19 protein-coding genes and 1 pseudogene are annotated in these 22,935 nt (G+C 27.4%); 4 read left to right on the forward strand and 16 right to left on the reverse strand.

Annotation, left to right across the window (positions count from 1 at the left end):
- The first annotated feature begins 136 nt into the window (after positions 1–136).
- Positions 137–802, forward strand: coding sequence for a hypothetical protein (locus tag IC214_RS03795; protein ID WP_227866235.1), 666 nt, complete (start codon positions 137–139; stop codon positions 800–802).
- A gap of 441 nt (positions 803–1,243) precedes the next feature.
- Here IC214_RS03795 and IC214_RS03800 read toward each other — a convergent pair whose 3' ends face one another.
- From IC214_RS03800 to IC214_RS03850, 11 genes and pseudogenes are all read right to left on the reverse strand, one after another.
- Positions 1,244–1,456, reverse strand: a complete 213-nt coding sequence (locus IC214_RS03800) for a hypothetical protein (RefSeq protein ID WP_227434479.1) — start codon at positions 1,454–1,456, stop codon at positions 1,244–1,246.
- Positions 1,457–1,595: 139 nt separating this feature from the next.
- Positions 1,596–2,676: pseudogene (tnpB, locus tag IC214_RS03805) on the reverse strand (IS200/IS605 family element RNA-guided endonuclease TnpB).
- 7 nt (positions 2,677–2,683) lie between these two features.
- Complete coding sequence (gene tnpA, locus IC214_RS03810; RefSeq protein ID WP_227835271.1) at positions 2,684–3,046, reverse strand: IS200/IS605 family transposase; 363 nt, start codon at positions 3,044–3,046, stop codon at positions 2,684–2,686.
- Positions 3,047–3,517: 471 nt separating this feature from the next.
- Positions 3,518–5,230, reverse strand: coding sequence for a phosphoenolpyruvate--protein phosphotransferase (ptsP, locus tag IC214_RS03815; protein WP_227866236.1), 1,713 nt, complete (start codon positions 5,228–5,230; stop codon positions 3,518–3,520).
- Positions 5,231–5,491: 261 nt separating this feature from the next.
- Positions 5,492–5,752, reverse strand: coding sequence for an HPr family phosphocarrier protein (locus IC214_RS03820; RefSeq protein WP_003422895.1), 261 nt, complete (start codon positions 5,750–5,752; stop codon positions 5,492–5,494).
- A 191-nt stretch (positions 5,753–5,943) separates the two neighbouring features.
- Complete coding sequence (locus IC214_RS03825) at positions 5,944–7,155, reverse strand: patatin-like phospholipase family protein (protein ID WP_227434476.1); 1,212 nt, start codon at positions 7,153–7,155, stop codon at positions 5,944–5,946.
- 230 nt (positions 7,156–7,385) lie between these two features.
- Positions 7,386–9,119 carry an Eco57I restriction-modification methylase domain-containing protein gene (locus IC214_RS03830; RefSeq protein ID WP_227434475.1) on the reverse strand — a complete coding sequence of 578 codons (1,734 nt, stop codon included), beginning with the start codon at positions 9,117–9,119 and terminating at the stop codon, positions 7,386–7,388.
- Between the two features lie 39 nt (positions 9,120–9,158).
- A complete protein-coding gene (locus tag IC214_RS03835) occupies positions 9,159–9,557 on the reverse strand; it encodes an RrF2 family transcriptional regulator (protein WP_227434474.1) in 399 nt (132 codons plus the stop codon).
- On the reverse strand, positions 9,557–11,107 hold the full coding sequence (locus tag IC214_RS03840; RefSeq protein ID WP_227482128.1) for a GGDEF domain-containing phosphodiesterase: 1,551 nt from the start codon (positions 11,105–11,107) through the stop codon (positions 9,557–9,559). The genes IC214_RS03835 and IC214_RS03840 overlap by 1 nt, the downstream gene beginning before the upstream one ends.
- A gap of 325 nt (positions 11,108–11,432) precedes the next feature.
- Complete coding sequence (locus IC214_RS03845) at positions 11,433–12,257, reverse strand: N-acetylmuramoyl-L-alanine amidase (protein ID WP_227434472.1); 825 nt, start codon at positions 12,255–12,257, stop codon at positions 11,433–11,435.
- A 123-nt stretch (positions 12,258–12,380) separates the two neighbouring features.
- Positions 12,381–13,025, reverse strand: coding sequence for an undecaprenyl diphosphate synthase family protein (locus IC214_RS03850; protein ID WP_227482127.1), 645 nt, complete (start codon positions 13,023–13,025; stop codon positions 12,381–12,383).
- A 138-nt stretch (positions 13,026–13,163) separates the two neighbouring features.
- Here IC214_RS03850 and IC214_RS03855 point away from each other — a divergent pair, with 138 nt between their 5' ends.
- Positions 13,164–13,634 (forward strand): DUF4358 domain-containing protein, encoded by a 471-nt coding sequence (locus IC214_RS03855; RefSeq protein WP_227434470.1) that lies wholly within the window; start codon positions 13,164–13,166, stop codon positions 13,632–13,634.
- A gap of 104 nt (positions 13,635–13,738) precedes the next feature.
- On the opposite strand, the gene IC214_RS20790 is transcribed toward IC214_RS03855, so the two are convergent.
- Both IC214_RS20790 and IC214_RS03860 read right to left on the reverse strand, forming a co-directional pair.
- Entirely contained in the window at positions 13,739–13,861 is a 123-nt protein-coding gene (locus IC214_RS20790) for a hypothetical protein (protein WP_255613120.1), read from the reverse strand.
- 135 nt (positions 13,862–13,996) lie between these two features.
- Positions 13,997–14,785, reverse strand: coding sequence for an HAD family hydrolase (locus IC214_RS03860; protein ID WP_227434469.1), 789 nt, complete (start codon positions 14,783–14,785; stop codon positions 13,997–13,999).
- A 368-nt stretch (positions 14,786–15,153) separates the two neighbouring features.
- Between IC214_RS03860 and IC214_RS03865 the strand changes: the two genes are divergently transcribed.
- Positions 15,154–16,110 carry an LCP family protein gene (locus IC214_RS03865; protein WP_227434468.1) on the forward strand — a complete coding sequence of 319 codons (957 nt, stop codon included), beginning with the start codon at positions 15,154–15,156 and terminating at the stop codon, positions 16,108–16,110.
- A gap of 335 nt (positions 16,111–16,445) precedes the next feature.
- Positions 16,446–17,411, forward strand: coding sequence for an LCP family protein (locus tag IC214_RS03870; RefSeq protein ID WP_227830829.1), 966 nt, complete (start codon positions 16,446–16,448; stop codon positions 17,409–17,411).
- A gap of 241 nt (positions 17,412–17,652) precedes the next feature.
- Here IC214_RS03870 and IC214_RS03875 read toward each other — a convergent pair whose 3' ends face one another.
- The 3 genes from IC214_RS03875 to IC214_RS03885 form a co-directional block, all read right to left on the reverse strand.
- Positions 17,653–19,767: a cell wall-binding glycosyl-hydrolase Cwp19 gene (locus IC214_RS03875; protein WP_227482124.1), complete on the reverse strand. Its 2,115-nt coding sequence runs from the start codon at positions 19,765–19,767 to the stop codon at positions 17,653–17,655.
- Between the two features lie 299 nt (positions 19,768–20,066).
- Entirely contained in the window at positions 20,067–20,774 is a 708-nt protein-coding gene (locus IC214_RS03880) for an SH3 domain-containing C40 family peptidase (protein ID WP_227482123.1), read from the reverse strand.
- Between the two features lie 198 nt (positions 20,775–20,972).
- Positions 20,973–22,886 (reverse strand): nucleoside-diphosphate sugar epimerase/dehydratase, encoded by a 1,914-nt coding sequence (locus IC214_RS03885; RefSeq protein WP_227866237.1) that lies wholly within the window; start codon positions 22,884–22,886, stop codon positions 20,973–20,975.
- Between the last annotated feature and the right edge of the window lie 49 nt (positions 22,887–22,935).

A 22,935-nucleotide genomic window follows, 5' to 3' on the forward strand; every position in this document is an offset into this window, starting at 1 on the left:
TACTCATTTATAGTTATTTTTTTCAATTTTTTCATCATTTACTATATCATATTCATTTAATTTATGATATTATTTAAGTATAATATAAGTTTTATAAAGTATATTAAATATATTATAAGATGGAGGTCGAGTAATTTTGAAAGGAAACATAGTACAATATAATTTTGCAGATATAGAGGAAGAAGTATATTCATTGGATTATGCTATAGCATGGAATATAGACGAGGAAAACGTAAACATTATACCATTTACAAATAAATTCTGTAAAGAATCTATAGAATCTTTTTGTTTAGGTAAAATTGACAACTTTGTTGAAATATTAAATGAAGGCTTTGTTGAAAATCATCATTATGTACATTTGGATAAGATGGTAAGTGTTCCTAAGAAAAAAGTTAATTTAGTATATCAACAAGACACATATGGTTCTCTTTTAAGAGATAGCAATAGTAATCTTATTCCTGTAAAAATAACTTCAGAACAATCTAAGTCTATATCAAATAAGGTTGATTTATTTTGTGCTGGTGAAGAAAAATGTTTAATTAATATATTACTAAAGGCTGACCCATCATATGTTTTGGATGTAGATAGCATAAAAGATAAAAACATCTTAAATTTAGGTTATGAATCTATTGATAGATACAAAGAATACAACTTTGATGATGATAAGATTTTAATATTTTTTATAAATAAAAAGCGTTATTCTGTAATTATGAAAAAAACAAATAATTCTAATGGAGATTTAGCTACTAGAAACAATATTATTAAGGAGTTATTTGCTAATAAAGCAGGAAATATCAACTAATCTTAGGATTTTAATGTGATAATTTTTGATTAAATAATAATATACAAAGTGGGAGTAGAAAAATCTACTCCCACTTATTTATAATAAACAAATAAATCCCTGAATCTATTGAGTGATTATAATTTTTAGATTGTACTAGCTTACATTTTTAAATTTACATTTTAAAATTTAAGGTGCACTTTCTACTCTAAACTTTAATCTCTACATCAATATCATCAACTGTAACACTTACAATTAAATCTTTAATAATCAAACCTTAGACCATATATATTAAAACTCAAATTAAATTCAGGATTTATCTGGATATCACATTAGAATTATACATTCATATTCAATATCTTAAGTTCTTAATTTATTTTACCCTTAATTCTATTATTAAATACTTTTAATTATTTTTCAATACAATATCAAATTTTAACATTAATAATTTTAAGTTTAAATTTATTTCGTAAATCCAGATACTTTCCACACTCCACCATCATTTATAACATCAATATTAATATCAGAAAAACCTAACTTCCCACCAGCTTTTTCTACCCCATCATTGGCAAATATTACATTATAACTTCTTTTATCTTTTTCTTCTTCTTCTCCTAAATCCATTTTTTCTATATATACAATTGTATCGCTATTAATATAATCTGGTAAATTCATTTCAAATCTAGTATCAGTGAACTACCATCCACTTAACTACCTACGGTAATGTTTGAAGTGGTGGCTTCTTGGTCAAGATAACTATTGTTATCAGTATCTCCAAGCTATTGGGCTAGTTCCTAACCCTTATGATTACCATTTATATGGCTAAGTTTAGTAGATTGATACTTGCATTGATATCTCTATCGTGGAATGCTCCACACTCTGGACATTCCCATTCTCTTAGTCCTAAGTTCTTCACTAATGGATTTTTATATCCACATTTAGAACATAATTGACTAGATGCGAAATTCTTATCTGCTACTATTATTTCTCTACCATACCAATTAGCTTTATATTCTAACATTCTTCTGAACTCCGACCAACTTGCTTCGCTTATAGCTTTCGCTAACTTATGATTTTTCACCATATTCTTTACCTTCAAGTCCTCAATAACTATAACTTGGTTTTCGTGTATTAGTTTAGTTGATAACTTATTTAGGAAATCTGCTCTTTGGTCTGATATCTTTTGATGCAACCTTCAATCTTGCTTTATATCTATTATTGCTTCCTTTTTGTTTTCTTGATAAGTCCTTTTGTAGTTTAGTTAATCTTTTCTCTGATTTTCTAAAGTGTTTAGGATTATCTACTCTAAATCCATCGCTACATATTGCAAATTCTTTCAATCCAACATCTACACCTATTTTCTTATCAATAGTTTTTAGTTTCTCTATTTCAGTTTCTGCTAATATAGAAATATAATATCTATTACCTGGTGTTCTCGATATAGTACAACTCTTTATTTCTCCATCAAACATTCTATGTTGTTTTATCCTAACCATCGATTTTAGTTTAGGTAATTTTATATATCCATTTTCAATCCTTACAGTACCTTTTTGGTTGTTAGTAGTATAACTATGATAGTTTATTTTCTTAGATTTGAATTTAGGAAAACCTACTGATTTATCTCTAAAAAAGTTTTTATAGGCTTTATCTAAATTCATTTGTTCATTTGCTAGTGCTAAACTATCAACTTCTTTTAGGAACTCATATTCCTTTTTGTAATGTGCAGGTGTAGGATATTTTATTTTTTTAATATCTAAGTCCTTGTTTTCCTCATATGCTTTAATCCTATCGGATAACATAAGATTATATATAAGTCTGCTACATCCAAAAGTTTTAGCAAAATATTCTTTTTGTTCGCTATTTGGATATAATCTATATTTATATGCTCTTAGCATATTATCCCTACTTTCCTTGATTTTCTATGTATTGTTTTACAACATCCAATGGAGCTCCACCAGTTGTTACTAGACAATAACTTTTGCTCCAAAAGTATTCTTTCCATAAGGACTTACGAATACTTGGAAATTCATTCTTTATTCTTCTACTTGATGCTGATTTATAAGCATTTAGGAGTTTAGATATCTCTGTATTTGGTTTTGCTTTGAATAACAAGTGCACATGGTCAATATCATGATTCCATTCTAGCAACTCCACTCCATAATTTGGGGAGATATCTACAAATATATCTTTTAGTCTATCTGATATAGAGTTATCTATTACTTTTCTTCTATATTTTATACACATAACTAAGTGATAGTGTAACAAAAATACTTAATGATTATTACTATCTAATTTCATTGTAGTTACTTCCTTTCAGTTTTTACTACTGATTTTATAATACAATACATTTTTTGAAAATCAAGTAAAATAAATAACCTATCGGTTAGGCTTACATCCTCCATCTCCTATGACGAGGAAGAGGAATTTCGCCATAGGAGGTTAAATATATACTCTTTAAACCATTCACCCTTAATATATATTACCATATTTCAAAAGTACATCCACATAACATTAATACATATTCAGGTGCAATTACCTAAAAAATAAGTCTACAAAAAACACAAACTATAATTAAAGTATTATAAATTTTAATTTATAATAATAAAAAAGCCATAGCGTATAAAATAAACTATGGCTTTTCTTTACTTATTGAGTTATTCATATTATTTATAACATATCTACATGGATATTTTATATAATATAAGTTTGTAAATTACATATTATATATTTTATAAATTACATGTTAAAAGTTGTTTCAATATATCTTTTTATTTCTTCCGCAGTACCCATATTAAGTACTTCATCAGCTAATTTTTTCATATCCGCTTCTTTAACTGAAGTTATTAATTTTCTAGCAGGAAGTATTGATATTGGAGACATAGAAAACTCGTCTAATCCCATACCTAAAAGTATTGGTATCATTTTTTGGTCTCCAGCAGATTCTCCACACATACCTGCCCATTTACCTTCTTTATGTGCATTATCTATAACTGTCTTTACAAGTCTTAAAACAGCTGGATTAAATTGATTGTAAAGATAGCTTATCTTTTGATTCATTCTATCAACTGCACAAGTATATTGTATTAAATCATTAGTTCCTATTGAGAAGAAATCTACATGTTTAGCAAGTATATCAGATATTACAGCAGCAGATGGCACTTCTATCATCATACCGATTTCTACATCTTTAGCATAAGCTATACCTTCAGAATCAAGTTCTGCTAAAACTTCTTTTACAACTTCTTTAGCTTGTAATAATTCTTCTAAAGATGAAATCATAGGGAACATTATTCTCAATCTTCCATGAACACTTGCTCTATATAAAGCTCTTAATTGAGTCTTAAATATATCTGTTCTATCTAAACAAAGTCTTATTGCTCTGTAACCTAAAAATGGATTCATTTCAGGTTCCATAGTCAAGTAACTTAACTCTTTATCTCCACCTATATCTAATGTTCTTATAACTATAGGTTTACCTTCCATTCCTTCTAATACAGCTTTATAAGCTTCATATTGTATTTCCTCAGTTGGGAAAGAATCTCTATCCATATATAAAAATTCTGTTCTATAAAGACCAACACCTTCAGCATCATTCTTTATTAGACCTTCTATATCATTAGGAGTTCCTATATTACCAGCTAATTCAACGTGTTTCCCATCAAGAGTTACTGATTGCTTTCCTTTTAATAATTGTAATGCTTTTCTTTCCTCTTCATACTTAGCTTTTAACTCAGTGTATTTGCTTATAGTTTCTTCATCTGGATTAACGATTACTTCACCAGTATCTCCATTGAAAACTACAAAATCTCCATCTTTAACATTTGAAGTTATATCACTTAGTCCAACGATTGCAGCGATTTCTAAAGTTCTAGACATTATAGCTGTATGAGAAGTTCTTCCACCTATGTCAGTTAAAAATCCTAAAACCATTTTTTTGTTCATAGTTGCTGTATCTGATGGAGTTAAATCATGTGCTATTAATACTACTTCTTCACTTAAAGCAGATAAATCAACAACTTTGATTCCTAGTATATGTCTAAGTATTCTATTTGTAACGTCCTTTATGTCTGCTGCTCTTTCTTTCATATATTCATTGTCCATAGACTCAAACATACTAACAAACATTTCTTTTATTTCATTTAAAGCATATTCTGCATTTACATTTTCAGTTTTGATTTTATCAATTGCAGAACCAATTAACTCTGGGTCTTCTAAAACTAATAAATGTGCTTCAAATATTTCTGCCTCTTCTTCTCCTAATTCTTGAGAAGCTTTTTCCTTAACTTTTATTAATTCTTCTTTAGAAACTACAACTGCATTTTCTAATTTAGCAACTTCCGCTTCAACATTATCTATAGTTTTTTTCTCAATTACTAACTCACTATGCTCAACTACTAACGCTTTCCCTAAAGCAATACCAGGAGAAGCTCCTATTCCTTTGTAAGCCATAACCCTACCTCCTAAAAATATCTTCTGTATTTTGATTCCAAATTTATAATTAAAAATATCTTACTTATTTCATCATTTAAAATATTTATATTTTCATACCCAATTAATAATAATCTTAATCTTCTGATTAAATAAACATGAAAGTAACAAAGAAACTAAATATTTACAAACTTTTGTCTGTATATTTTTAATGTTTCTCTGTTACTTTTACTCTAAGCAATGATTAGATTATAAATACCAAATTTTTAGAAATTATTATATCTACTCTCCAAATCCACTTTCAACTAATTCAACCATTGCTGCTAAAGCTACTTCTTCATCTTCTCCATTTACAACTAATTTTAATTCTTCTCCTTGAGCTAAACCTAAACTCATTATTCCCATGATTGATTTTGCATTTACAGTTTTGTCTTTTGCCACAACTTCTACTGTTGATTTAAACTCAGCAGCCTTCTTAACAAACATTCCTGCTGGTCTAGCATGTAATCCACTTGCATTTTTGATACTAACTACTTTTTCCATTTTTTAAATCCTCCTATAAACCTAACATTTTATATTTTTTAAAATTGTTTTCCTATTTTTTACTTTAATGGCACTTAGTGGTACTTTTTTGTCCTATGGTCATTTTTTGTTCCCACTAGTGCTACAAAAATATTATACTACTAATATACACTTTTTTCGAGTATAATTACAAATTTTTTTTTGTTTTTTATTTAACTTTGACTTTTTAAGTCTTTTATAATACAATTTGTCAATAATTTTGTGTTTTTGTTCTTTTTAATACTGATTTTAGGTCTAATTTCAAAATTTGATGCTAAATTCTTATTAGAATCAATATTTGTATTTACAACATCTATAACCTTATTAAAATCATATAATTTTACCCTATTTATACTATTTTCTTCAAGTTTTTTCTCATATACACAGTAAAATAAATCTTTATATGAAAAATTTTTGGGTAAACCAAGTGTCTCACCAAGCTTTGGTATTACATTTTCCATAACAGTTCTAAGCGAAACATCTCTTTTTATATTCAATAAGTTACAAATACATTGTATTGTTTCATTACTCATTCTTCTAAATCTATCAAAACAATACTCTTCATCATACTTATACTCTACATCAAAGTAATACTTAATACCATCGCATCTTTCATAAGCTTTCATGGTATCTAAATATCCTAATCGAATATTTTTTTCTACATTATCTCTATCTTTATTAAGAGAACCGCCTAAATATTCTGATGGTATTATGGTTTTTATATTTATATTTTGATGTTTATTTAGGTTCATTTTTCCAAGAAAATCATCAATTAACCTAATTACAACAACATCTTCATATCCTTTATCTTCTAAAAGCCCTATTGGCATATTATCACAAAACATTCCATCCAAATACAATTTATCATCCATTACATTTGTTTGGAAAATAGGCAAACTAGAACTAGCAATTAAATAATCAACCAATCTACCTTGTGGCATATCTTCTATATACAATGGATGAGGATTAATTTTTTTATCCCACCAAACCGTAACAAGTCCAAAGTCTTTTTTTGATTTTCTTATTATATCTTCATTTAATGTAGTTTCCATCAAGTGTCTTAATGGGCTTATATCTATACCTTCATTTTTTCTGGCTTTATTTATAAGTTCAAAAACTGCATTGATATTTTTCGTAGTAAAATCTACATTTTTAAATCTCTCATAGCTTTCTTTGTCAATATTCATAAAATGAGTATAATCATAGTTTAGCCATATATCTTCCATTACCTCAATATCGTTTTGAATTATATATGCTCCATTCAAAGCCCCAATTGATGTTCCTGTTACTCCTTGAAATTCTATACCAAGTTCTCTTAAAGCTTTATACGCACCTATTTGATAAGCTCCTTTTGTTCCTCCACCTTCTAAAACTAATCCTTTCATATTATCACCTACTATTTAAAGCGTTCCTAATTTATATTCCTCAGCAAATATTAATTCAAAAAACTACTTTTAGCTATTGGAGAAAAATAAAATTGTACAAATTTATTTTTATTTTATCAAAAAAATATTCAAAAGTATATATTTTTAATATTTTTTATATGGTTAACTTTTTCTTTATCAATTTAGATAAATTATTAACATTCAACATATTTTTTCATATCCATACTTATTTATATTCCCAAAGAATCTATTACTAATTTATCTATTTTTATCTGCAATTTTTCTACTCTGTCTTTGTCTATTGTTTCATTTAATAAAATTGATATTATTTGTTTTGATAAATCCTCTATTGCTTCATAATTATTATCTCTAAAAATTCTTATCTTCATAACCTTATTAGGATAATAATCATATATATTTTTACTCATTTTTTTAGCTGTTATTTTAAAGTATTTATCATATACACTAGAATTTAAAATTCCAACTAAATATTCATATGAAAATTTATCTAAATACTCATCTTTTATGAAAAAAGAATATACATCTGCACTTGAAAAATTATTATCATAATCTATAGCAAACCTATTTTCTTTGGATTTATATGGATACATTATCTTTTTTCTTTCGAAAAAAAGCTTTTCTCTACCCCATTGAAGCTCATACCACTTTCTTATTCCACTTTTACATTCTCTTCTGTTTTCTAATTTAGTCTTATACACACCTATAATTTCATCAAGTATTTTTTTGTTTTTAACCTCGTCATCTATATCATTTGAGTATATTAACTTATATTTACTTTTCTCTACTACATACTTGTTTATATTTTTGCTTTTTATCCAATCTTTTAAAAGCTTCTCATCTACAAAATTTAATTTTAAATCCCCTTCACTTAAAATAAAAGCCTTATCACATCCTGTAATTATGCCTTGAAAGCTTACAGCTATGTCTTCTAGGCTATATTTACCTTTTTCTTGTATTTTATTATAAAAAGATTCATTATCCTTATTTACAATTATCCATTCATCAGAAAGCAAGTTTTGATTTATATTAAAATATTCAAATTTACTACTATTTAAAAGTTCTTCTAGTGTTTCAAATTTATTTATAGATACATCTTCATTCTTTATTCTAAATATATCTATAGGCGTATCATTCAATTTTTTTTTATTAAAAGTAAGAATACAACTAGAAACACCTATATTTTTAAATATATTTGCACCCAAAAAATCTACTATTTCTTTAATATTAACATTTGACTTAATATAATCTCTCAAATCTTTTCCTGACAAACTTTCTAAGAAATATCTCGGCGTTATAACACTTCCAGTTCCTCCACATTTTAAGATATCTATAATCTTTTTATAAAAACAAAAATATAAGTCAGCTTTATCTTTATAAACTTCACTGTACTTTTCTAAAAGAAATTTTTTATATTTTTTTTCAAGTTTTTTATGTCCAATATACGGAGGATTACCAACTATGTAATCAAACTTATATCGCCAGTTTTTCTTTAGACTATCACAACAAAATAGGTTGATTTTAATACCTTCATCTTCTAAATCATTCGTTGTCTTTTTGTTTTTTAAGCTATCCTTTAGTATATTTATAGCATTTTCATCGATATCAGCACCATATATACAATAGTTCAATATATGATTGTGTATATTATCAATCTGCCAATAATTTTCATCATATTTATTTTTTAATTCATAAATATTTTTTTCAAATAAGTCATATAAAATATCATATACTTCTAAAAGAAAGTTCCCACATCCACAAGATATGTCAAGAATTCTCGGATATGGATTTTTAATTATATCGTGATTTCTCAAGGTTTTTTTAACAATATAATCGACAATGATTTTAGGTGTATAGTATATTCCACCTGCTTTTTTAGTATCTACATCTAAACTATTCTCATACTCTTTAGATAATAGAAAATTATCTTGAGATATATCATCCATAACTGAAAACCTCCAACTATTAGCTAAGCTAAAAATTTATTATTCTAATATCTGTCTTATAGATTTTCTTGATAAAAGTTTATAGATTTCTTTTTCTATCTCTAGTAATTCCTGATTTACCTTGCAACCTTTTAAACAATTACTACAATTAGATACATATCTAGTACATTTATTTATATATATTTTCCCATCAATTATTTCTACAATTGTTCTCAAACTTATTGTATCCAATGATACATTTAACATGTATTTCTTTCCATCTTCTTTATTAAAAGTAAGTAAATTATTTGCACAAAGTTTTCTAAGTAGTTTATATAGTGTTAATATTGGTATATCTTCATTCTTTAATATTGTTTTGACATCTATTGGATTATTTTCTCCATTATTAAATATAGCTCTTACAATTCTTATTGCATAATCTACGTCTTCTGAAATCATTATTCCACCTCCTCAACTGCCATATATTCTTTCAAAAGACTCTCTTCTAAACTTATATTACTTCTTCCAGTAAGAAGTTCCTTGTAACTACATTCATCTATTGGCTTAGAAAATACATAACCTTGTATAAAATTACATCCCATATTATTTAAAACTTTAACTTGTTCCATATCCTCTACACCTTCACATATAACAGCTAGATTTAAATCGTGCGAAAGATTAACAATGGCTTTTATCATAACCTTTGTTTTTGAGTTGGTTACTATATCTAATATAAGTGACCTATCAATTTTTATAACATCTACTGGTATCCCCTTAAGATTGATAAAATTTGAGTTCCCTATGCCAAAGTCATCCAATGATATATTCATACCTAAAGATTTAATTTCATAAAGTCTCTCACTAATAAATTTTACATCATTTAAAGCTGTTGTTTCTGTTATTTCTATTTCTACAAGTTTTCTAGGAACATTATATGTATCAAACATCGACTTAAAAAAATCTACTAAATCATTCTTATAAAGTTCTACTCTAGATAAATTTATTGAAACTGGTAAAACATTTATCCCTTCTGAAATCCATTTATCAATAGTAATAAAAACTTCTTCAATCACCCATCTACCAATATTATTTATCAAACCACTTTTCTCAGCTATAGGTATAAAATTATTTGGAGCAACCATACCTAAGGTTGGATGAATCCATCTTATTAATGCTTCTGAACCTATAATTTTATTTGTACTTGAATCAAATTTAGGTTGGTAGTGAATTATGAACTCTTTGTTTTTAATAGCTAAAAATAAATCTTGTTCTATTTTCATAAGTGATTTTATTTCTTTTTCCATAGCATCATCAAATTCAACATATTCTATATGCTTTAATCCTTTTGATTTAATTCTTGCCATATCAGCATTATCTATGGCTTTTTTTATGTCAATTTCATCATTATTAAATTTATAAATACCAATAGAAGCTTCAATGTTTATATTCATTTTAAAACTATCTATCTGACTCAAGGTCACAATTTTATTTTTAATAAGGTTTGCCAAATTAGGAATCTTTTCATCTCTATCTTCAAGTTTTATTATTAATAAAAAGACATCGCTTTTTAACTTTCCATAAATAGCTTCATTTCCAAAATAATTTTTTAAGTTGTTTGAGATATTGTCTAATGCTTCATCCCCTAGCTTATAACCATATATCTCATTTATAAGTTTAAGTCTGCATAAATCAAAGCATGCTAACACACAATTTTCTCTCTTATTAGCAAATATATAACTTTGAATATGTTGTAAAAAGTCATCATCCTTAGTGATGTTTATAAGTTTATCCAAATTACTTTTAATATCTAAATTAATTTCGTCTTCATATGCCTTAACCTTAAGGTATGAAATAAACATACTTATGCTAAATAAGATTAATAAAAGCAAAATTTGACTCTTAATGTCTATTCCAATATGCTTCGTAAGTAAAACTATTCCCAAAACACCAATTATAATAAAAACTATTTTATTTAACCAACAAATTTTCATTATACTTTTTTTATTCATATAAATTCCCCTATATTATTTTTTAAATTATTTTACAATCAAACTTTTTTTATATTATATATTAATTATAAGGCACAATTGCTAGTAAATCAATCTAACTTAAAATCACATATAAATAACTCCATTTCTACGATTTTATTTCTCTATTTTTTTCAAATACCAACTAATTTTGACAAAAAAAACTATGAAGACAGACATACATAAAACAGTCTGTAGTTTCATAGTTCTTGAATCTAAATAATCTTTTCAGTATGAAATCATACTTTTAATATAATTCACACCTTTGCATTTTTAATTTAACTTTTACATTTAGATAATAATTAAATTATTTGTTTCCCTTAGAATCCAAATATGAAAGTATACCTTGAACAATTCCCTCTGTAAGTTGCTCTTGATATTTCGCATTTATTATTTTTTGCTCTTCTGAAGGCGTTGTTAAAAAACCACACTCTATTAATATAGCTGGCATATTTGATTCTCTAAGTACTTCAAAATTATTTTCAATTATTCCCCTATCCCTTACTTTAACATAAGATGCTATTGTACTTTGAACTGTTTGTGCAAATTCTTTTGAGCCATCTGTAGCTTTATTTCTATACCATGTTTCTATACCCGTTGCTGTATTTCCATTTTTTTCTGCATTTAAGTGTATAGAAACAAGTACATCAGCAGAGCTATTTTTTGCTAAGTTTACTCTATCCATTAATGATACATATGTATCATCAGTTCTAGATACAACTACTTGAATGTCCTTTTGCTTAGCTAATTTATTTGCTAATTTCTTTGAAATTTGTAAAGTGAGGTCTTTTTCATATCTGTTACTAGTTTTACTTTGAGTTCCTTTATCATTTCCTCCATGACCTGGGTCTATAAATACAGTATATTTTTTGTTTTTATTTTCGTTTTCATCACCAAGGTCAAATTGTTCTGAGTCAACTTTTTGTTGTTGATTTGCTTTATTATTTTTATCCATCCCTTTGACCAAAGCTACTACACCTTGAGTAGCCTTAAATGCAATAAATAAAAATAACGCTGTAAAGCAAATCAGTACTACTAACTTTTTTTTATTTATTTTTCTTTTTTTTCTATTTAGATAGCTGGTATTTTTAGATTTGTTTCTTGAATTATTGTTATTATTGCTTTTCGACATTTCTTCACCCTTCTTGGTATAGATTTTTACATTTTTTCATATTATTAGTGTTATTTTACCACCAAGAAGTTTTTTTTTCAATAATTTAAAATACTCTACAATCTAAAAACTGAAATTTCTTAATTATCCGCCTAAAGTGACATCTTGTGTATCATACCAACTAAAGGCATCTTTTATATCATCACCTTTGAAATCTGGCCAATAATTATCTATAACATAAAAGTCTGCATAAATTGATTGCACAGGCAAGAAACCGCTTAATCTGCGTCTTCCTCCCCATCTAATTATCAAATCCAGTCTTGACACATCAAATGACTGTATGTAATCCTGTATGTTATTCTTATTTACATTTTCTACTCCTGATATATTATTTAAATCCCAATACCACCCATAATTTACCAGTAAATTTGCTCTTATCTGTCCATCTTTAGCTTGAATTCGATTTGTATATGGTAATAATTCTTCTGGGAACATTGGAGATTTTGTGTTTCCAACAACTAGTAAAGCTGCACCTTCTTCTATCAATATATTTGCTGCATCAATACATGCTTTTGTAAACGCTTTTGTCTGGACTGATGGACGTCTTGTATTATCAGTTGTAAATCCATAAAAAGTTACTTCTTCACAACCTAAATCTCTACATAATCTATAAGATTCTAGTCCAGGATTTATTCCACTTTCATATCCTCTATCCTTTGTCATTCCATTTTGACTTGCCCATCTTCTGTTTCCATCTGGGATAATTCCTACATGTTTTGGTACTCTCATTTTTAATCACCTCTTAATAGGTATTATTATCAAATTCTTACATTATTAATCAAAACTGTAACATTAAATACATTTATTTTTATATAATTATGTAGTAAACTAAATTAAGATAGAGTTAAAAAAACTTGGAGGTTTCTCATGAAAAAAATTTTAATGTTGTTTTTTTCAATAATCTTATCCTTTGGAATGGTTAGTTGTTCTTCAAGTAGCGATTATAAAAACGTTTCTACATCAAAAATTGAAAAAGCATTAAAGTCTTCTGATTTGCTTATAAAAGAATCAAAATTTTTTGATGCAAAAGAATTTAATTATTTTAACGATGTAGAAGAAGACATTACACAAGGTTTTGTAATCAATTCTTCTGAAAAATTATATCTAGAAGATATCATTGTCATAAAAACTGACGATGTAAATAAAATCTATAAAACTCTAGAAAATTATAAAAGAGACATGATTCAAGCACCTTTTGGAGAAGGACATGGAGAAAAAAACAATTCTGAAATAGCAAACAGTACTATTGTTGAAAAAGCAGGTAAATATGTTTATTTGATTTCCGCAGAAAATGTATCTCAAATAGAGGACAAAATACTGAGTATCATAAAAAAATAAATATCTTTATTGATGTTTATTAAATATCAATGTAATTTTTATATAAATAAATTTATTTTATCAAAAATTACATTGATATTTTTTATTTATTCAATTAGTATCATTTAACTCTCTTTGATATTTATATTTTTCTTTTTTCCTAAAACTAAACTTATTAATATCAAATCGACCATAATTACAGTCAATACTAAGTATGTCATCCATGCTAATGTATATCCACCAGACATATCATATAGTTAGTTAGTTTCTATTTCTGCAATTTCTCCCAATACTTCTTCAAGCTGTAATTTATATGCTTCCTTTAACTTATCATTTATACCAGCCAAAATAATCTTTTTCATTTAGACCACCATCATAGATGGCTATCCAATTTTTATGACTTCTTTTATCTTATCTACAACACCATTTTCAGTATTTCTTTTTGCTCTAAATCTAGCAATTTCTTTCAAATACTCATTTGCATTCTCCATGGCATAGCTATGATAAGCACTCTTCATCATTTCCACATCATTCAATTGGTCACCAAATACCATAGTTTCTTCATATTTTATATCTAACATTCTTTGTACTTTTTTTATGGCACTTCCTTTATTCGCACCTTTTGCAGTTAAGTCAAGCCACTCTACCCCAGAAATACATACTTGAGCTCTATCAGAAAACTTATCAAAGTAGATACTATTGTTATGTTCTGCACCTTTGAAATCATGTATAGCTATCTTTAATATATCACCTTCTACTTCAGTCAAGTCATCTACAATTTTAAACTTTGCATAGTAAGTATTAACTTCTTCTATAAAAGCTTCATCTTTGCTCTCTATATAGGCGTATTTTTTACCACTCATTACAATTTTTTTCCCTTTTATACTTCTTGTTGTCTCTATGATTTCATTTACTAACTCTTTATCCAAAGGATTTGATAATATTTCTTCTCCTTTATATACTACTAATGTTCCATTCTCTGAGATAAACATCATATCATCTTTTATATCTTCAAATTTTTTTATAAGATTTTGATACTGCCTGCCACTTGCAGCAGAAAACATTATTCCCCTCTCTCTTAATTTTTTAAATACTTTATAAAATTCTGGATTTATTTCGCTCTTTTCATCTAACAAAGTTCCATCTAAGTCTGTTGCTATTAATTTTATCATACATTTCCTCCCCCAAATTATATAATTTATGATTATTTTTTATTAATTTTTATCAGTTTAAATTTTCAATTCCTATTATACACCAAAAATTCTAAATTACAATTTACACCTTTTGTAAGATGATATAACTACAATCAGGAAAATATTTTTTCCAATATATACAGTAATTTATAAAAATTTAAATCTTCATATAATTATATTCCAAGAAAATTAATAATAACTACACACTTCCTTCTATAAAATATTATAAAAATAATTATATTATGACAAACTTATGCTAATTTATTGTGTTTTTTATTGCTTATGTAACAATTTTTTAATATAATTAACTATGTGTAATTAAAAAATTTAGAAAGTAGGGGATATTATTGTCAGGACTCAAAAAATTTGTTATATTTCTAGCCCTTTTAGTCATAGCATTTCCTGTCAGTGTATACGGATATGTTTTTACTAAATTAAAAACTATCCAAGATGATAGTATAAATACAGAGGCTCTTAGCAGTAATGACTATAAAAATGAAGAAGATATTACAAATATATTATTATTAGGTACAGATGCAAGACCAGGAGAAGAAGTTTCTCGTTCTGATGCCATGATGATATTAACTATTGATAATAAAAATAAAAGTCTTAAATTAACATCATTAAATAGAGATACGTACGTTAATATACCAGGACATGGAGAGCAAAAATTAACACATGCTTATGTATATGGTCAAGCTAATTTATTAATAGAAACTATAGAAGAAAATTTCCAACTCGATATACAGAATTATGCTGTAGTTGACTTTTTCTCTTTTATGGATATAGTTGATGCTCTAGGAGGGGTTACTGTTACAGTTGATAAGAGTGAAATAAGAGAATTAAACAAATTTATACCTGAAACTTATAAATGGCATAAAAATTCTGACAAAGGCTCTCTTGAGTATATAAGAAGTTCAGGTGAGCAAAAACTAAATGGATATCAAACACTTGCATTTTCTCGTATAAGAAAAAATGATAGTACAGATGAGAGAGATAGAAGACAAAGAAGTGTTATACAAAGTTTAATAAATGGTGTTAAGGATTTACCAGTTACCAAATATCCTAATCTAGTTAATACTATACTTCCATATGTTAAAACTAATATGAGTCCTAATGAAATAATTTCTCTAGGAACAAAACTTTTAAGTATTGGAAACTTAGACTTAAAATCAATGGAATTCCCTCTTTCTACTGAAAATGGTAGAAAAATTGGTAGTGCAGGCTATGTAATTCCTTTTGAAGAATATGAATTAGATGCAATGCACGACTTCATATTTGAAGATATTATGGTTGAAGAGTAAAATATTTATTTATATTAATAAAAAGTTATATACAGAATTTGACAGTAAGTGCATGCCTTTCAAGAAGCAAATTATTTTGTAATTGATAGGTGTGTACTTATTTTTATTGTAAAAAAACATATAAATCTTATTTTTCTTTAAAAATTTAATTAATTTTTTAAAGAGTATACTACACATACTTTTAATTATATATAAATTGACAAATTTTCTTATAAATTATGCCATTGTCTTTTTTTTGTAACTGAAACAAGTATTGAATATATCTCAATACTTTAATATAATTAAGTGTATGCTATTAAAAAATATACAGGAAAAAGAAGAAAGAAGGGGTACTTTTGTCAAAATTAAAGAAATTTGTTATACTACTGGCTTTCTTGGTAGTAATATTCCCTATAAGCGTCTATGGATATTTTTATTATAAATTATCTACTATTCATGACTCAAGCATAAATAGTGATTTATTAGATAATAATGACCATAAAAATGAAAATGGGATAACTAACATACTACTTATGGGAACAGATGCTAGACCAAATGAAGATTCTTCAAGGTCAGATGCTATGATGATATTAACTATTGATAACAAACATAATGATATCAAACTTACATCATTAGCTCGTGATAGCTATGTAGACATCCCTGGTCATGGTAAACAAAAACTTACTCATGCCTATGCTTATGGACAAGCTGATTTATTAATACAAACAATTGAAGAGAACTTTAATGTTGATATTCAAAATTATGCTTGTGTTAATTTCGAATCATTTATGTATATAATTGATGCTATTGGTGGCGTTGAAGTTACAATTGAAAAAGGAGAAATAAGTGAATTAAATAAATTTATTCCTGAAACTTATGGTTGGAATAAAAGTGATGATAAAGGTAGCATACAATATATTAGAAAATCTGGAGCACAAACTTTAAATGGATATCAAGCATTATCTTTTGCACGTATCAGACATAATGATACAGCTTTTGCAAGAGATGGAAGACAAAGAGAGATTATACAAGCTATAATCAAGAAAACAGAAACCTTACCTGTTACTAAATATCCAGGTTTATTAGATGCTGTTCTTCCATATGTTAAAACTAATATGAAGCCTAATGCAATACTTTCTCTAGGAGCTCAAGTTTTAAAAATGGGCGACTTAAATGTTAAACAATTTGAATTCCCTATTGATGATGAAATTCATAGTACAGGTGGTATATATGGAAAGGCTGGTTGGGTTCTTAGATTTGACCCAGATACTTTAGATATATTACATGATTTTATATTTAATGATATAGAATTTAAACAATAATAACACTAAAAAACATTTAATACAAATATTATTATAAAATATAAGATTAAATATAGAAAAAGAACTATATTACATAATTATTTTCAAGTTGTTATCCATGCTTGATTATAAAATGTATATAGTTCCTTTTTTAATTTCTACTTTTATTTAATACTTTTTAATTTAACATTTTCCAATTTGATACTTTTATTTTAATTTGCCTTTATAGAATTTATAATATAGCATCTTTATTAAATTCTTACTACTGAACTAAGTTTAATAAACTGTTTAATGCAGTTTGATTTATGCCATCTCCAGCTTCATATACTAGACTTGTCTTTTTAGGCTCTAGAGCAGTTTTCTGAGCAGATGTTACACTATTTCCAAGCATAACTACTGGTGATTTTAATTTTGCTGCTAAAGGTCCTGATGTTAATGCATCTACTAACTGATTACTCTTACTTACAAATATTGATGAATATTCAACATTTGGATAGAATTTCTGTATTACTTTTCCATTTGTTTCTTCTCTATTTTCTCCAGCTATTCTATTTTTAGATACATCATTAGTAATAACTTTATCTAATTTACTTATTACTGAATCAGATATACTTAAATTACCACCTATAAAGTATGCATCTTTTACATTTAAGTCTGATACCCAGTTATAGATTTCATCACTTACATTATCTTTTGATACTAATACGATTGGCTGTTTTTCTTCTCCTGCTTTTGAAGCTATAGAAAGAGAATCTGCTTCACCTGTACCACTTGTTATATATAGTTTGTCTACTGGATTAGTCTTAGCTAATTCTTTTGCTATTAAAAGAGATGTGCTATATCTATCTGAGCCACCCACTCTGTTTATTGATACATTTGATAATGTATCTTTTATCTCACTTTCAACTTTATCTCCAATAGAATTATTTCCTCCTATTAAGATAACTTTACTTGGATTAAGTCTTTTTATTTCATTTTTGGTAGATGTTGGTATGTCACCCTTATTTACTAATAATATAGGTGCATCATTTGCAGTAGCAAGTGGAGTTGATGTTATACCATCTACTATAGAATATCCATTTACTAATACTACTGTATCTGAATTTGTAGCCCATCCTTTTTTACTTATTGCAACTGCTGTATCATATCTTTCAGCACCTCTTAATTTTTCCACCTTGACATTAGATGGTGGAGTCACTGGCTGTTCATTGCTGTCAGAGTACAAACTCTTTAAATCATTTTGTATAGATGTACTATTTGCTATATCTTTAGCTGAAAAATACATACTACCCTTTATTTCACTATATTTTCTATTTAATGTTACTTGCTTAACTATTTCTTTTGCTATGTTTTGCCCATTATAACTTGATTGCCCTTGCTTATATATACCTTGTCCTATGTATAAATCTACATTTGTTCCTTTTACTTCATTTGCCCACCATGCTACTAATTTAGAGTAATCTGCAGCTTTAAGACCAATTGGCCAGTAAAGTTGTGGAACTACGTAATCAACTAATCCTTGTTTTATCCATGCTCTTGTATCTGCATATGTACCTACATAACTTTCATTACCTGATGTATCTGAACCTGTTGGGTCACTACTCTTATTTCTCCATATTCCAGCTGGACTCACACCAAACACAACTTCAGGCTTTATACTCTTTATAGATGCCTTTACATCTCTAAGTAGAGTATTTACATTTTCTCTTCTCCAATTGTCTTTGTTTTGTCCTTGTCCATATTTTTGATATGTAGCAGTATCATTGAAGCTTACTCCTGGATAGAAATAATCATCGAAATGAACACCATCTATATCATAATTTTGAACTACCTCTGCTATACTATCAACTATGTACTTTCTAACTTCTGGTAGACCTGGGTCATAGTAATACTTATTTCCATGTTTAACTACCCAGCTTGGGTTTTTCTTTGCTGGATGGTTTGCTGGCAACTTATCTATGCTCTCATCTGCCATAGTTATTCTGTATGGATTAAACCATGCGTGAAATTCCATTCCTCTTTTGTGTGCTTCTTCTATTAAAAATGGTAATGGGTCATATCCAGGGTCTTTACCTTGAGTACCTGTAAGATATTCAGACCATGGATTTATATTTGATTTATATAAAGCATCTGATTTTGGTCTTACTTGAACCACTGCTGTGTTTATCCCTGAACTTTTTAATTTGTCTAATAGGTCTGTGTATTCCTTTTTTTGCTTGGCTTCATTATTTTTAGTCTTAGGCCAATCTAAGTTATAAACTGTAGATATCCAAGCTGCTCTCATTTCCTTATCATTTGACGAATCAGCAAATGAACTTACACTACACATTGTAAGTGTCATTACCAACGATAATAGTAATATACTTATCTTTTTCATTTCATCCCCCTTAATTTCTTAAATTTATTTTTTTCTACAATATACTCCTTACTAAGTATATCTAAAATTCATATTATCTGTCAAATATTGAATAATATAGTTAATATTTATATTTAATATTTGATTATAATATGAAATAATTTATTATAAAAAAAACAGCAAAGAAATTTATCTTCTTTGCTGTTTTTATAACGTTCATCACTATTTTAATATTAATTAATACTTCACTCTCTATGTAAAACATTAAACATAACTGTATTTAATGTTAATATTCAATCCTATGTAAATTAAATCTATTATTATTGTAAAACACGTGTAGCAGTTATAAGTCTTCTAGCATAATTAGTTCCTGGAGCCATACTAGTAACTTTTACTACATCTCCTGTTTGTGGTGAATGTATAAATTTAGAATCTCCTATATACAACCCAACATGATTTATTGAACCACCTGAACCAAAGAAAACTAAATCTCCTGCTTTTAATTCTGCTCTAGATACTTTCTTTCCTACTGTTGCTTGTGATCTTGATACTCTTGGCAAATTAACTCCTGCTCCATTTTTGTAAACATAAGAAGTGAACCCAGAACAATCAAAAGAGTTTGGTCCAGTTGCTCCCCATCTATATGGTTTACCTTGTTGCTTAAATGCTAAGTTTAAAACATTTTGTACCTTTGCGTCTACATTTCCACCTTCAATAGTTAAATAATCTCCATTTACCCATCCTGTAACATTGTCAACTGTTTTTATTTTTATCCATCCATTTGAATGTAATTCTAAAACTTCAACTTTGTCACCTGTGTTTATCTTTCCTACTATTGCATCATTTGCACTAGCTCCACTTCTCATGTTTAAGAAGTCACATTGATCTACTGTCGCAGTCATAGGTGAATTAGATAACTCTGCTGCACTAGCTGTTATTGCTCCCGCCTCCACTGTAACAACTCCTGCTATTAACACCATCGCTATAAATTTTTTCAATATATGTTTTTTATTTTTAATATTCATCATAATCTCAAATACCTAATCCTTTCGAAAATTTAACATTTTGTTCCTTCGTTTCCAATTCCTAATTAACATTCTAACTTACATCAAAATAAATTGCAACCTTTTTTGTAATCTTTTTGTAATCTTTTTGTAATCTTTTGTTTCTTTTTAGTCTCTATTTGTTTCTTTTTGCTCCCCCTGGTTACAAATTAGAAATATATTCTACTTATCTCGAGTTATTGCAATTTCCTTGATATTAGCATCTTCTGGTTTAATGTAAGTTGGTACTAATTTTCTCATTACACTATCTATTTTTTCAGTTTCTTCATTGTTTGTAATTTCTTTTAAAAGTTTTAAGTATTTTGTTATTTCTTCTCTATCAACATCTATTGGCCTACCAATAAAAATCTTTTTATGCTCTGTATCTAACAGACCTTCTTCTGACATAAGAAGTTCTTCATACAATTTTTCTCCTGGTCTAAGACCAGAAAATTCAATTTTTATATCAACATCTGGTTCAAACCCACTAAATTTTATTAAATTTTTTGCTAAATCCAATATTTTTACAGGCTCTCCCATATCAAGCACAAATACTTCTCCACCTTTAGCCATAGCTCCAGCCTGTATAACAAGTCCTACAGCCTCTGGTATCGTCATAAAATATCTAATGATATCTGGATGTGTAACAGTTACTGGTCCTCCATCTTCAATTTGCTTCTTAAAAAGTGGAATTACACTTCCATTACTTCCAAGTACATTTCCAAATCTAACTGCAACAAACTCAGTCTGACTTTCATCATTCATTGTCTGTATAATCATCTCAGCAGCTCTTTTAGTAGCTCCCATTATATTTGTAGGATTTACAGCTTTATCTGTAGATATAAGGACAAACTTCTTAGCTTTATATTTTGAAGATAAACCTGCTATATTTAAAGTTCCAAATATATTATTCTTTATAGCTTCACCAGGGCTTGACTCCATAAGAGGAACATGTTTATGAGCTGCTGCATGGAACACTACTTCTGGCTTATATTTATTAAATATTTCATCCATTCTTTTTTCTTCTCTTATTGAAGCTATTATTGCTTTTAAATCCAGCTTATTTTTATATTTTCTAAGCAATTCTTGTTGTATTGCATAAGCATTATTCTCATAATTATCAACTATAATAAGTTCTTTAGGATTAAATCCTGCAATCTGTCTGCAAAGCTCTGAACCAATTGAGCCTCCTCCTCCAGTTACAAGGATTACTTTTCCTTCAATGTAGTTACTTATCTCTTTTAAATTTGTTCTTATAGGCTCTCTACCCAATAAATCTTCTATTTCTACCTCTCTAATCTGTTTTATGTCAACTTTTCCATCTATAATTTCATAAATCCCTGGTATTGTCTTTATTTTACAATTAGTATTTTTACACATATCAATAATTTCTTTTTTTCTGCGTTTTTCTATGTTGGCAATAGAAAAAATTATTTCATCTACTTTATATTCTTCAACTATATCATTTATCTTTGAAGTTGTTCCTACAATCTTTACATTATGAATTATTCTTCCGATTTTATTTTTATCATCATCGATTATAGCTACTGCGACTTTTTTAAGTTCTGGATTTCGCTTTAATTCTTGTATAACCATCTCTCCAGCATCTCCTGCTCCAATTATAAGAATGTTAGAAACCTTCCCTCTAGAATAGGTTTTATTCATGACTATTCTTATAGCTCTGTACCCTATTCTCACTCCACTTGTAAACATTATAATGAATATCGTATTTAATACATAAAGCATTATAGGATAATCGAGTCCCAATATTCTATTTATCACATAAGCTGGAATTAGATAAGCTAAAGTTGCAATAAAAATCGAAATAATTTCTTCTTCTCCTGCATATCTCCACAATGTGTTGTAACACTTAAACAATCTAAATGATACTATATGGAGTACAATATATATACAAACTGAAATTATTACATTATTAACATTTAATACATCTAAATTTCCTGTCAAACTCAAAGACATTCGAAATGCTACTAGCACGCTACAAATATCTAGAATTAATAATGTTAGTTGTCTAAATTTATATTTTTTAAAAAGCTTATTAAAAAAGCTTTCTTTCTCTAAATCTATACTTTCTCGCATAACTAGAAGCCCTCCATTAAACAGCAAAAGCTACGCACCTAAGCATAGC

Source organism: Clostridioides sp. ES-S-0190-01 (genome assembly GCF_020658275.1).
Lineage (GTDB): Bacteria > Bacillota > Clostridia > Peptostreptococcales > Peptostreptococcaceae > Clostridioides.